The sequence below is a fragment of the Perlabentimonas gracilis genome, from assembly GCF_011174675.1.
GTDB classification, from domain to species: domain Bacteria; phylum Bacteroidota; class Bacteroidia; order Bacteroidales; family Tenuifilaceae; genus Perlabentimonas; species Perlabentimonas gracilis.
Window position 1 is genome coordinate 121107 of sequence record NZ_JAANIG010000002.1, and the last position, 12346, is coordinate 133452.

The 12346-nt window shown below is 42.9% G+C and carries 13 protein-coding genes; 7 read left to right on the plus strand and 6 right to left on the minus strand.

Annotated elements, in window-relative coordinates; translation table 11 throughout:
- Window positions 1–173 precede the first annotated feature (173 nt).
- From G8O23_RS01840 to G8O23_RS01870, 7 genes are all read left to right on the plus strand, one after another.
- Entirely contained in the window at window positions 174–581 is a 408-nt protein-coding gene (locus G8O23_RS01840; protein ID WP_166361167.1) for a hotdog fold thioesterase, read from the plus strand.
- 30 nt (window positions 582–611) lie between these two features.
- Entirely contained in the window at window positions 612–1721 is a 1110-nt protein-coding gene (locus G8O23_RS01845; protein ID WP_166361169.1) for a chorismate-binding protein, read from the plus strand.
- 8 nt (window positions 1722–1729) lie between these two features.
- A complete protein-coding gene (gene menD / locus G8O23_RS01850) occupies window positions 1730–3412 on the plus strand; it encodes a 2-succinyl-5-enolpyruvyl-6-hydroxy-3-cyclohexene-1-carboxylic-acid synthase (RefSeq protein ID WP_166361171.1) in 1683 nt (560 codons plus the stop codon).
- A 1-nt stretch (window position 3413) separates the two neighbouring features.
- Complete coding sequence (gene menB / locus G8O23_RS01855) at window positions 3414–4232, plus strand: 1,4-dihydroxy-2-naphthoyl-CoA synthase (RefSeq protein WP_166361173.1); 819 nt, start codon at window positions 3414–3416, stop codon at window positions 4230–4232.
- A gap of 12 nt (window positions 4233–4244) precedes the next feature.
- Complete coding sequence (locus tag G8O23_RS01860) at window positions 4245–5147, plus strand: 1,4-dihydroxy-2-naphthoate polyprenyltransferase (RefSeq protein WP_166361175.1); 903 nt, start codon at window positions 4245–4247, stop codon at window positions 5145–5147.
- A 20-nt stretch (window positions 5148–5167) separates the two neighbouring features.
- On the plus strand, window positions 5168–6205 hold the full coding sequence (locus G8O23_RS01865; RefSeq protein ID WP_166361177.1) for an o-succinylbenzoate synthase: 1038 nt from the start codon (window positions 5168–5170) through the stop codon (window positions 6203–6205).
- Between the two features lie 280 nt (window positions 6206–6485).
- Window positions 6486–7568, plus strand: a complete 1083-nt coding sequence (locus tag G8O23_RS01870; protein ID WP_166361179.1) for an AMP-binding protein — start codon at window positions 6486–6488, stop codon at window positions 7566–7568.
- Between the two features lie 2 nt (window positions 7569–7570).
- On the opposite strand, the gene corA is transcribed toward G8O23_RS01870, so the two are convergent.
- The 6 genes from corA to G8O23_RS01900 all read right to left on the minus strand — a co-directional run bounded on the left by corA (window position 7571) and on the right by G8O23_RS01900 (window position 12344).
- Window positions 7571–8713 (minus strand): magnesium/cobalt transporter CorA, encoded by a 1143-nt coding sequence (gene corA / locus G8O23_RS01875; RefSeq protein ID WP_166361181.1) that lies wholly within the window; start codon window positions 8711–8713, stop codon window positions 7571–7573.
- A 71-nt stretch (window positions 8714–8784) separates the two neighbouring features.
- Window positions 8785–9501: a peroxiredoxin gene (locus G8O23_RS01880; protein WP_166361183.1), complete on the minus strand. Its 717-nt coding sequence runs from the start codon at window positions 9499–9501 to the stop codon at window positions 8785–8787.
- A 60-nt stretch (window positions 9502–9561) separates the two neighbouring features.
- Window positions 9562–10059: a bacterioferritin gene (locus tag G8O23_RS01885; protein WP_166361185.1), complete on the minus strand. Its 498-nt coding sequence runs from the start codon at window positions 10057–10059 to the stop codon at window positions 9562–9564.
- A 35-nt stretch (window positions 10060–10094) separates the two neighbouring features.
- Window positions 10095–10505 carry a Fur family transcriptional regulator gene (locus G8O23_RS01890; protein WP_166361187.1) on the minus strand — a complete coding sequence of 137 codons (411 nt, stop codon included), beginning with the start codon at window positions 10503–10505 and terminating at the stop codon, window positions 10095–10097.
- 346 nt (window positions 10506–10851) lie between these two features.
- Window positions 10852–11730, minus strand: coding sequence for a 4-hydroxy-tetrahydrodipicolinate synthase (gene dapA / locus G8O23_RS01895; RefSeq protein WP_166361189.1), 879 nt, complete (start codon window positions 11728–11730; stop codon window positions 10852–10854).
- Window positions 11731–11783: 53 nt separating this feature from the next.
- Window positions 11784–12344, minus strand: coding sequence for a DUF6913 domain-containing protein (locus G8O23_RS01900; protein WP_166361191.1), 561 nt, complete (start codon window positions 12342–12344; stop codon window positions 11784–11786).
- Window positions 12345–12346 lie beyond the last annotated feature (2 nt).

Genomic DNA, 12346 nt, shown 5'->3' on the forward strand with positions numbered 1-12346 from the left:
TTTCGGAATGTATGTGAGCTGTAGTTGTCTGGAAAGTCAATTTTTACGATAAAAAATTAAAATCGTAACCTGTTTAAAACCACCTTACATTTCTATTGTTACTATCAAACTTGAGGTTTTACTAAAAGAATTGCAGTAAAAAATCTAAATTTGTCTGAATAATAGTTTTTATAATGATAACAGTTAGTGAACTTAATAGCCTTTGTGCTAATACTTTGATTGAGCATTTGGGAATTGAATTTACCGAGATAGGCGAAAACGGGCTAAAAGCACGTATGCCAGTGGATAAGCGTACTCTGCAGCCAATGGGTATTCTGCACGGTGGTGCCAGTTTGGCTTTCGCCGAGACTATTGCTGGTGCTGGATCGCTTGCATTGGTTGATGTTAGTAAATTCAATATTGTTGGTTTTCAGGTTAGCGCAAATCATATTGGCACAATTTCCGAAGGGTATGTAAACGCTCACGCCACCCTAACTCATAATGGCACACGAACCCACATTTGGGATGTTGTAATATCGGCCGATGATGGTCGCAAAATCTCTATATGCAGGGTATCTAATATGCTAGTCGAGAAGAAATAGCAAAAATTACCCGAAACACAGTAATTGGAAATGATGAATTTTCACCAGTTTGCGCTTGAAAATAGAATTGCCTTTGTAACATATAAACTTCCCGATCTGGAGGAGGTAACCACATTGGTTCAATGGAAAACTGAGCCCATTGCGCTAGCTAATCTAATGGAGTTGGAGGGCAAATCGGGTTTTGTCTTTGCGCCCTTCAACATAGAATCGCACCATCCCATCAGGCTCATTGAGCCTGATTTGGTTATTAAGGGCAATAACATTGATGAATCTTTGTTCACAATTTTCAATGATGATCTAGTTAAAGTAAAGCCCAGCACAACCAATGTTGTTTGCAGCCCAAGTGAAACTTCTCGTGAATTGTACCTTGCTAAGGTCGATGAGTTTCGCAATAAAATAAATCCTGGAAGGTTAGATAAGCTGGTGCTATCGCGAATTAGCATTGAATCTAAACCCACAAGTTTTAACCCTAGCTTACTCTTACAAGAGCTCCAACGTAGCTATCCCGATGCTTTTGTGTTTATGATTCACATTGCCGACGCTGGATTATGGATAGGTGCAAGTCCCGAACCATTACTTCAGATTAAGGATGATGTGGTATCAACCGTTTCGCTTGCCGGAACAAGGCTATATAATGGTAAAAGCATTGATATAGAGTGGGGTGCAAAGGAGTTGGAGGAGCAGGAGATTGTAACAAGATATATCGATAGAATCCTCGAAAGTTTTCAAATTAAGCAGTATTCGAGGCAAGGCCCGCAAACAAAGCTGGCTGGAGCCGTGGAGCATCTTTTAACCCGTTTCACTTTTAGTTTAGATGCTTTGCAGGGTAAAATAGTGGAACTAATTGATGCCATTCACCCAACTCCCTCGGTGTGTGGATTACCCAAGGATGAGGCTTTAGAGATTATTCTTAAATCTGAGGAGCACGATAGGGAGTACTATACAGGTTTTTTGGGTACCTTTAACATTGAAAAGCAGTATGCTCTTTTTGTAAACCTTAGGTGTATGAGGGTCGGAGTTGATCAACTTATCTATTTCCTTGGTGCAGGAATCACTGCTGGTTCGGATCCCGAAAAGGAGTGGGAGGAGACCAATAGCAAGAAAAGAACTTTAATGAGTATTGTTGAAACGCTAAACTAGAATTCATTATGCCATCGGCTCTACAAGGAATTAGCGAAATATCCCATATTTGCTTGGAACATGGCATAATGCATGCGGTCATATCATCGGGTTCGCGAAACGCACCGCTTATTCTTGCCTTTGCATCAAATGCCAATTTTAAATGCTTTAGCATTGTTGATGAACGAAGTGCAGGATATTTCGCATTGGGAATGGCTCAACAGCTTCAGAAACCTGTGGTGCTGGTCTGCACCTCGGGAACTGCAGTGGCTAACTATGCACCTGCGCTGGCCGAAGCATTTTACCTAAAGGTTCCATTGGTGGTTCTAACAGCCGACCGCCCACCCGAATGGATTGACCAAAACGATGGGCAAACTATTCGGCAGTTCGATATTTTTAGAAATTATGTTAAGAAATCGTTTCAGATGCCTGCGAGCACCAAGGAGCAGAGCGATTTGTGGTACTTCAGACGATCACTTAACGAAGCCATTGGCTTAAGTACAATAGGCTCTCCTGGCCCAGTGCACATTAATATTCCCATTAAAGAGCCCCTTTACGATCCGCTTCCGGCAGTCGACTTGCCAATTAAACCAATCCACACCATTTCTGGCGAAATGGAAATTGATACAGACAGTTGGCAGCAAATTTCGACTCGATGGAGGGAGGCAAAAAAAAGGTTGGTTATTTGCGGATTTTCCAATAGCAACCCTAAGTTGCAAAGCGTACTTAACCAAATGTCAAGTAACCACGAAGTGGTTGTTTTTGCCGAGAACTTATCCAATTTAGTTGGTGATGATTTTATCTATTCACCCGATCGGTTCATGGCCTCACTCAGCACCGAGCACCTTGAGGATTTTCGCCCCGATCTGGTTGTTACCCTTGGTGGTTCCATAATATCCAAAAGGCTTAAAAAATATCTACGTCAGTATTCCCCACAGGAACATTGGCATATCGATGAGAATGATCTGTTTATCGACACATTCCAATCGCTTAGCCTGAATATTAGAGTAAAACCCGAGAAATTTTTCAGCGAGGTTTCAAAGGCTGGCTCTCCAAATATCGAGTATTCGCAATTTGCTCAGAATGTTAAGAAGCAGAGCGAGATTCGCCATAACGAGTACCTGCAATTGGCTGGTTTTACCGATTTAACTGCTTGGGCAAGTGTTATTGATCGATTACCCTCAAATATCAATCTACATTTGGCAAACAGCACGCCAGTTCGTTACGCCCAACTTTTTAGCTCTCGACCCGATATTTCTTACTTTTCCAATCGAGGAACATCGGGAATCGATGGTTGCATCTCTACAGCAGCTGGCGCTGCAGCAGTAACAGACAAACTGAACATTCTGCTAATTGGCGATTTAGCCTTTCTTTACGATTCAAATGGGTTGTGGAACAATAATCTCCCCAAAAATCTCTGCATTATTGTAATGGATAATGGAGGCGGAAATATCTTTCGGGTTATCGATTCGGGGTCAGAGGTAGAGAAAATTCGACCTTTTGTCGAAGCACCGCATCAATTAAAAATTAAAGATCTATGCGCATCATATGGTGTTAGCTATCTGAATGCAAATAATCTTGAAACGTTAAGCGATGCGTTAGACCAATCGTTGAAACCAAATAGCAGCGCTGTTGTTATTCATATTGAAACATCGGGCAGCACATCGGCAGAAACATACAAACAATACTTTAAATATCTTAACCACAAGTAGTATGAAAAGGAACTGGACAACCCTAAAAGAGTACAGCGAGATAAAATTTGAAATCTTCGAGGGCATTGCCAAAATCACCATAAACCGTCCTAGGTATTATAATGCGTTTACTCCCGATACCGTTCAGGAGATGAAGGATGCCATGGTGATTTGCAGGGAGAACGATGATATTTTTACGGTAATTATAACCGGAGAGGGCGATAAGGCTTTTTGTAGTGGTGGTGATCAGAATGTGAAAAGTATTGGCGGATACATTGGGAAAGATGGCGTTCCTCGCTTGAACGTGCTCGATTTGCAACGTCAAATACGTTCGTTGCCCAAACCGGTAGTTGCAATGGTTAATGGGTATGCCATTGGTGGCGGCCACGTTCTGCATGTGGTTTGCGATTTAACCATAGCATCCGATAATGCTATTTTTGGGCAAACTGGGCCTAAGGTTGGTAGCTTCGATGCAGGTTTTGGATCATCGTACCTAGCGCGACACGTAGGGCAGAAGAAAGCGCGTGAGATTTGGTTCCTGTGCGACCAGTACACCGCCGAGGAGGCTCGTGAGATGGGAATGGTGAATAAGGTGGTTCCACTCGATCAGCTGGAAGATACAACTGTAGAGTGGTGCAAAAAGATGATGAAGCGTAGTCCCTTGGCACTTCGAATGATTAAGATGGGGCTTAATGCCGAGCTCGATGGTCAGGCGGGTATACAGGAGTTGGCCGGAAATGCAACCCTACTGTACTACCTTACCGAGGAGGCTCAGGAGGGCAAGCACGCCTTTCTCGAGAAGCGCGATCCCGATTTTAAAAAATATCCTAGGTTTCCATAACCTGTTGTAACAATGAGCAAAGTTAAAGCATGGGTTGAAGCGGCGCGACTAAAAACACTGCCTTTGGCAGTGTCGAGTCCGCTTATGGGAAGTTTCCTTGCTTGGGCAGATGGAAACTTCCTGTGGAGCGTATTTATCCTTGCCACAATCACAACCCTTCTACTGCAAGTGCTATCCAATTTTGCCAACGACTATGGCGACTTTAAAAGCGGAGCTGATAACCATAATCGAATTGGCCCACGGCGGATGGTGCAAAGCGGTGAGATATCTCCCAAACAAATGAAAAAAGGGTTGCTTATAAATATTGCTTTGGCTTTTATTTCTGGTGTGTTGCTTATTTACTTTGGAACCAAAGGAAAAGATATTGGAGTTGTACTCTTTTTCCTTGTGTTAGGAATTATTGCCATTGTTGCCGCCATTAAATATACGGTTGGCAAAAATCCATATGGCTATAGGGGACTGGGCGATTTATTTGTGTTCCTATTCTTTGGGCTCATTGGGGTTATGGGAACCCATTTTTTGCACACAGGAACATTTAACCCTTGGCACATTATGCCAGCAGCAGCCATTGGTTTGCTTAGCACGGGGGTACTCAATTTGAATAATCTTCGCGATTACGAGAGCGATAAGGCTGCAAGCAAAAGGACAATGGTGGTGTTGCTTGGCAATCGCAAAGCAAAGTTTTACCATTTGGTATTGATTGTTGTTTCGGCACTTTTGGGTCCAGTGTTTGTAATTTTCAACTATCATTCTGCTTACCAATTCCTTTTTGTTCTTGCTTTCCCATTGTTCATTAGTAATCTGGTGGCAGTTTTCAGGCATTCAAATCCTGCCGATTTGTACCCAGAGCTAAAGCGATTGGCATTTGCAACATTCATCTTTACGGTTACTTTTGGCGTTGGAATGATTTTGTAAGATTTTGTAAGATTTTAGTGATGATTAGGGCAGCCTTAAAGAGAATCGATTTTCAATTTCTAAATCCTGGACAAACTTCACGGGGGACATTGTATAGTAAACCATCGTGGTTTTTTATTATTGCTAAAGTTGGTAGAACGGGAATTGGTGAGTGTTCGGTTATTCCTGGTTTAAATCCCGAGTACACCGATGGCTACGAGCCGAAGATTCTGGAGGTTGTTGATGATATAAATGCGGGAGCAATCCCTAATCTCTCCGATCTAAAAGATTTTCCCTCGATTCGTTTCGGACTCGAGACAGCATTGCTCGATTTAAAATATGACGAAAGCGGTATTCTTTTCCCTTCCGATTTCACATCTGGTACTCGAGGTATTCCCATAAATGGGCTTATTTGGATGGGAACAAAAGCCGAAATGCAGGCTCGCATCCGCGAAAAGTTGGATAGTGGCTTTAGGGTGTTAAAGCTTAAGGTGGGGGCGCTAAACTTCGATGAGGAAATTTCACTTCTGAAAAGTATTCGAAAAGAGTTTTCTCCCGATGATCTTGAGCTGCGTCTCGATGCCAATGGTGCATTTTCGCCACGGGATGCAATGGAGCGGTTGAAAAGGCTCTCCGATTATCATATCCATTCCATTGAACAGCCCATTACAGCGGGGCAGTGGGACGAGATGGCCCGTATCTGTTCCGACTCTCCAATACCTATTGCCTTGGATGAGGAGCTTATTGGCATTTCAAATTCATCAATAAAAGCCAAATTGCTAACGCGTATAAAACCTCAGTACATAATCCTAAAGCCCAGCTTGGTTGGTGGCCTCGAAGTGAGCAACGAGTGGATATCGTTGGCCAAAGGCCAAAATATTGGCTGGTGGGCCACATCGGCCTTGGAAAGCAACGTTGGGCTAAATGCCATATCGCAATGGGTATTTACGCATAGCGTATCAATGGTTCAAGGTCTTGGAACCGGGCAGGTTTTTAGCAATAACATTTCATCGCCATTACAGCTGCGTGAAGCGGAATTGTTTTACAATCCAGCAAATAGATGGGGAGAAGTTGTTTGACCTGACAGCGTGCGAAGCACCCTGCCAATGGGCAGGCAAGCTGTCAGCGTCAATATTTGAAAATTGAAAATTGAATATTGATGATTGAGTGATTGAGTGATTGAGTGAATGATGATTGACTTGCCATCGTCCGATGGTCCCTGCCAAGGGTAGGTAAAATGGCAACGTCAATACAAAAGAATTTAACAACAATTCCACTAACTTTACAACCCATAAGTACAACACGTAATCGAATTTGGTTTTGCTTACAATAAACAACAAACATTACACGCAGCAAACTTTGCTTCAGCTCTGTGAGGAGAAGGTTAGTTCACAATCCACCCCAACGTGGGAGAGGGATATCTACATATTTATTCGGGAGTGGCTTTCTGATGCTGATTATATCGAGGTGAAAACCTCCGGCTCTACCGGCGAACCTAAAAATATCAAGCTACAGAAGAAATGGCTAGAGTACTCTGCAAGCCAAACCTGCAATTTTTTCGACCTAAATAGCCAAAGCTCCGCTTTGCTCTGCCTGCCCGCAGCGTATATCGCTGGCCGTATGATGATAGTTAGAGCCTTTGTCTCCGGATTGAATCTGCTTACCGTTGAGCCCTCAAGCAACCCATTCATCAATCATCCATTCATCCAATCCTGCCAGAGACAGTCAGGTATTCAACCTTTCAATCCTTATATCGATTTTACAGCCCTCACACCATTCCAACTCCACCAATCGCTACAAACCTTAAAGAAAAAACCGTTGGTAAAATCCATTATTGTGGGTGGGGGAGAGGTAAGCCCATCGCTTGAGAAGGAGGTGCAGCAGTTGCCCATTGATATTTTTGCAACTTACGGTATGACCGAAACCAGCAGCCATATTGCACTTCGAAAAGTAAATGGCAGCCAACGCAAGGATTTCTATACCATCATTGGCGATACAGTTATCGGCATAGATAATAGAGGTTGCCTAACCCTAGAAAATAAACATCTTTTTGAGGGCATACTAGTTACCAACGATATTGTTGAGGTGTTGAATAGTAAAGAATTCCGATGGCTGGGCCGGTACGACAATGTTATCAATAGTGGAGGCATAAAGATTATGCCCGAGGAGGTTGAACAATCCATCGCCAAATTGCATACAAGCGCTATGGTTATTAGCTCCATACCCGATGATAAGTTGGGCGAAACGGTGGTGCTGGCTGTAGAGTCAACAGGTATGACTGAGGAATATAAACATTCGCTGCTGGCTCAGATTAAACAACTTGTTCATCCCTACGCAATGCCCCGACAAATATTTATAATGACCCAAATACCCAAAACTCCAACAGGTAAGGTTGATAGGATTACCCTAAGATGTTTTATAAGCGATACTTTATCCAGCTAAAACTACAGCCATTTTCTTCGCCTAAAGAACATAATCATAATAACTACCATAGCAAGCATTAGAGCAAGCGAAAAGGGATACCCCAAGTACCAGTTTAGCTCGGGCATATTCCACGGGCTGGTTTCGGGGTTGAAATTCATCCCGTAAATACCTGCAATAAAAGTGAGGGGGATAAAAATGGTGGCAATTATGGTTAGTACCTTCATCACCTCGTTCATCCTGTTGCTCAGGTTCGACATGTACATATCGTAAAGGCTGTACACCATTTCGCGACTATTCTCAATGGTTTCAATTACTTGCACTAGGTGGTCGTACACATCGCGGGTAAATAGTTTTACCTCCTTGCTAATAAGGGGCGACTCGTCGCGTAGTAGGGAGTTTAACCCATCGCGCAGCGACCAAACCGACTTACGAAATGCCATAAGCTCGCTCCGTAACGAATGTATTTGTTGCAAATGGTGCTTCTGTGGATTGGTAATTATCTCTTCCTCAATCCGCTCTATGGATTCATCGATATTATCGAGCGAGCTGTAGTAATGGTCAACAATGCAATCGATAAGGGCATAGGCCAGGTAGTCGGGCCCCAATCTGCGTAAGCGTGTGCCCTCCATTTCGAGCCGTTTGGTAATAGGCGAAAATATTGGTGCATCGCTCTCCTGAAAAGTTAGAACATAGTTTTGCCCCAGTATAATGCTTACCTGCTCGTTTAGGCTTTTCCATTCATCATCATCAGACTTAATGTGACTTATCAGCCTGAGTACAACAAAAATGTACTCGTCGTAGGGTTCAACCTTGGGGCGTTGGTTTATGCTAACAATATCCTCTTCAACAAGTGGGTGTAGCTTAAAGTGCTTCCATATGGGTTGTAACTTCTCCACATCGTGCAGCCCCCGAACCTGAATCCATGTTTTCGATTCGCTTTGCAAGTATTTCTCCGCTTCATCAAGGGTTTTTATATCCTTGCTGATGTAGTGGTTCTCATCAAAATCATGTACCGTAACAAGCACATCATCTAAAACCTTATGGCCTGTATGCACGGCGGTACCCGGTGCCTCGCCCGGTTTTTTCTTTACCCGTTGAGGCACCTTATGGAAGGAAATAAGTCCATTAATTTTTGATGCTGACTTGATGAGTTTTCGTTTCATATTTGTTGATTTACTCGAAACAAAAAAGTGACCACCTAAAGGTAGTCACTTTTAATAATTAAACGATTAGCTTACTTCTTAATAATGGCATCAAGCACTTTCTGCTTATCTAGTTTTTTTGTGCAGAAGAACCAGTCGTAGCAATGGGTATCCTCGTCCTTGCTCTCCATGCGCTCCTTGGCCACGCCGCATGAGCCTGCTGTGGGAACAATAACATCGTCGCCGGGTTGCCAGTCGGCTGGTGTAGCAACGCTAAACTTATCGGCTGCTTGTAGCGCAATTACAATGCGGTACAGCTCATCGAAATTACGACCAAGGCTAAGTGGATAGTACAATACGGTACGAACAATACCATTGGGGTCGATTACAAACACTGCGCGTACGGCCTTGGTGTTGCTCTCGCCGGGCATCATCATGCCGTACTTCTTGGCCACCTCCATGGTAATATCCTCAATTAGAGGGAAGGTCACCTCGACATTCTTCATGCCCTTGTACTCAATCTTCTCCTTGATGGTGCGTAGCCAAGCGATGTGGCTGTAAAGCCCATCAACCGATAGTCCAACCAGCTTACAGTTGGCAGCGTTAAAATCCTTTTCCATTGAGGCGAAGGTCATGAACTCCGAGGTACAAACGGGTGTAAAGTCGGCAGGGTGACTAAAAAGAATTACCCAGCTGCCCTTGTAATCGCCAGGGAAATTGATTTCACCCTGAGTGGTTACGGCTTTAAACTCGGGAGCCTTTTCGCCAATGCGAGGCATTGCGAATACTTGTTCTTGTTTCTCTTCCATTTTTATTGATTTTTTGTTGTTTGTTGAAATTTATAGATTGATGTTGTTGGCAAAGAGTTACTATTCGGCGGGTCTGCCGCTACCTAAATTCTTACTACGCTCAATCGATTGTAGGGCAAGGTAGTTCTCACCAAATTTCTTAAGATTATTCATTTCATCGTCGTACTGGTTGAAGTGGCGCTCTTCGTCCTCAACCAGACGCTCAAACAGTTTCTTCGAAACTGAGTCGTTGTTCTTTGAGCACTCGTTAGCCCAAAGGTTGTAGTCGTTGGCGCTTTGTTCCTCCATTTCGGCAGCCAGCTTAAGGATTTCCTTCACATCATGAATTTTTTTCACAGGTTGCGAAACCTCCATCTCAACATCGCCACCAAGGAATAGGATACGCTCTGCTATATCCTCAACGTGAAGCATCTCATCAATGGCGGTACGCTTAAATAGATTGGCCAATAGGTCGTAACCTTGGTCATCGAGATGAAAATGGAAATACATGTATTGGTGTACAGCTGCTAGTTCGTCGGCTACGGCCTTGTTAAGTAGCTCGATACTTTTTTCCTTCATAATCTGTGATTTTAAGTTGATTGTTTGGTTTAGTTTTACTTGCTGTTTGAGAATTTACCAGTAATCTGGAGTTTTATATCTTCTACAGTGAAGTTTGGTATCTTTCTCTTCGCAAAGAAATCGGTAAGCAGATCGTCTAGCTCTTGGTCGAAGTAATCCTCAATGCGCTCCGAATCATGGCAGTAAAGATGATGATGGATGTCCTTAGCTATCTCATACCTCATAATATCCTTCTCGGTCTTAACCTTTTTCAAAAGACCTTTCTCCACAAATACGTCAAGGGTTTTGTAGACAGTACCGATGGCAATGTGGGGATGATTCTTCCTGATGAACTCAATCACATTGTCGGCTGTTGGATGCCCGTCAATGGTTTTCATAGCTTCAAGCACCGCAATGCGTTGTGGAGTAATCTTTAATCCGTGTTTAACTAATTCTTCTGCACCCATAGCCAAAGTGTATTAATGATTATATAGGAATAGTTCTTTTTTAAGAACAAGTAAATTTACAAAATGTTTAGTGTTTTGTCAATAGATTATTGAAAATTGTTTTGAAAAGTTTGTTAAAATCAAACTATATGACTGATAGTAAGAGGTGGGTGGTGTGCAAAAAAAGAGACCCCTTAGGAGTCTCTTTTTGTAGGACGGGTCACTGGAGAGTGATGTTAGAAGTTGGAAGACGGGAATTTGAAGACCGAGAAGTCCATACTTCGGTCTTCAAACCAATTAATCACAACCTAAATAAATAACCAATAAGTATCAAGATAGTGCACTAGCATTAAAATGGTGGTAGGAACTATAGCTTGTCAATCAAACTTTTAAGTTTATTGTAAGTAGCTTCACTAACTGGCGCAAGTGGCAGGCGTAAATTATTATCAACTATTCCTAGTATATTTAGCGCTGCTTTTACTCCCCCAGGATTTCCCTCAACAAATAGGTTGTCGATAATTTCGGTGAGTTTATAGTGAAGCTCACGTGCTTCGGGTAGCTGCCCGGCTTTACTCAATGCAATTAGGCTTGAGAATTGTTTTGGGAAAGCATTTCCCACTACCGATATTACTCCATCGAAACCCATTGCCATTTGGGGGAGGGCTAAACCATCGTCGCCCGATAGCACAAGGAAATCGCTTGGCCTATCGCGTAGTAGGTAGCTTTGCTGATTTAAATTACCTGATGCTTCCTTAACCGCCACAATGTTTTTCACTTCCCTTGCCAACTTGAGGGTGGTATCGGCACTCATATTAACACCCGTTCTGCCGGGAACGTTGTACAGTATTATAGGCAGCTTAGTTTCTGCTGCAATAGCCTTGTAGTGGAGTTCTAAGCCCTTTTGAGTGGGCTTATTGTAGTATGGGGTAACCGAAAGTATTCCATCTATGCCAGTAAAATCAAAACTGTGGATTGATTTAATTAGTGCGCTTGTATTGTTCCCTCCCATACCAACAACTAGCGGAACCCTTCCGTTGTTCTTTTTCACCACAAAGCTAACCAACTCCTGTTTTTCGGTATCGGTTAGGGTTACCGATTCGGCGGTGGTGCCAAGCAGCACAATATAGTTAACGCCACCGTTGATTAAATGCTCCACTAGCCTCTCTAAGGCAGGAAAATCAATCTCATTCTGCGATGTAAAGGGAGTTACCATAGCTACTCCCAATCCTTTGAACTTATTTGGCATATGTCGATTATTTTAATTGTAAAGACCCATAATGAATTTCTAAAGGTACAAGTCTAGTTATCATCTTGTTGTGCAAATCGGTTGTTTATAAGGTTTAGATAGTGCTTTATCTGGCTTATAAGGTAGTTCAAATCCTCATTGGGCTTTATGTTGATAATAAGATCGTTGGGGTTGTCGGGATAGCTCAGATTACCAACCCTAAATTTAGCCTTCGAAAGAGAGACAACCCATTTGAGAGGAAAAAGCTCCTCGGTTGATAGGTCTATTAGGATATCGAAATTTGTTGCCATAAACTCCTCGGCGAAGGGCGCAAGGGGCTTTCCGTACCAATTTGTTTCCTTTTTTGTAAAAAGGTTAACGGTCTCGAAGAGTTGAAACTCCTGGGGGATTTCCTTCTGGGGGCAATAGGCCAGCAGGGTTACCTCAAGGTTTTGCTTGGTAATAAAGTCGGAGAAATCAACAACTTGCTGAAAAGTATTCTTGCTCGAGGCATAGAATACAATCGCAATCTTGCGAGCCGAAACGAAGTTGTGAACTTTCTTCTCCCTCGTAAAACTAGTTAGTTCCTTGCGAAGCTTTTTGTGGCCAACGCGTAATTTTAAATTTTTAAACATCG

What these genes read in the sequence shown, in the direction of transcription:
- G8O23_RS01885 (WP_166361185.1), bottom strand. Translation starts at nt 10,059, where the DNA reads ATGAAGGAAAAAAGTATCGAGCTACTTAACAAGGCCGTAGCCGACGAA.
- G8O23_RS01860 (WP_166361175.1), top strand. Translation starts at nt 4,245, where the DNA reads ATGAGCAAAGTTAAAGCATGGGTTGAAGCGGCGCGACTAAAAACACTG.
- G8O23_RS01865 (WP_166361177.1), top strand. Translation starts at nt 5,168, where the DNA reads ATGATTAGGGCAGCCTTAAAGAGAATCGATTTTCAATTTCTAAATCCT.
- G8O23_RS01900 (WP_166361191.1), bottom strand. Translation starts at nt 12,344, where the DNA reads ATGTTTAAAAATTTAAAATTACGCGTTGGCCACAAAAAGCTTCGCAAG.
- menD (WP_166361171.1), top strand. Translation starts at nt 1,730, where the DNA reads ATGCCATCGGCTCTACAAGGAATTAGCGAAATATCCCATATTTGCTTG.
- G8O23_RS01845 (WP_166361169.1), top strand. Translation starts at nt 612, where the DNA reads ATGATGAATTTTCACCAGTTTGCGCTTGAAAATAGAATTGCCTTTGTA.
- dapA (WP_166361189.1), bottom strand. Translation starts at nt 11,730, where the DNA reads ATGCCAAATAAGTTCAAAGGATTGGGAGTAGCTATGGTAACTCCCTTT.
- menB (WP_166361173.1), top strand. Translation starts at nt 3,414, where the DNA reads ATGAAAAGGAACTGGACAACCCTAAAAGAGTACAGCGAGATAAAATTT.
- G8O23_RS01880 (WP_166361183.1), bottom strand. Translation starts at nt 9,501, where the DNA reads ATGGAAGAGAAACAAGAACAAGTATTCGCAATGCCTCGCATTGGCGAA.
- G8O23_RS01890 (WP_166361187.1), bottom strand. Translation starts at nt 10,505, where the DNA reads ATGGGTGCAGAAGAATTAGTTAAACACGGATTAAAGATTACTCCACAA.
- corA (WP_166361181.1), bottom strand. Translation starts at nt 8,713, where the DNA reads ATGAAACGAAAACTCATCAAGTCAGCATCAAAAATTAATGGACTTATT.
- G8O23_RS01840 (WP_166361167.1), top strand. Translation starts at nt 174, where the DNA reads ATGATAACAGTTAGTGAACTTAATAGCCTTTGTGCTAATACTTTGATT.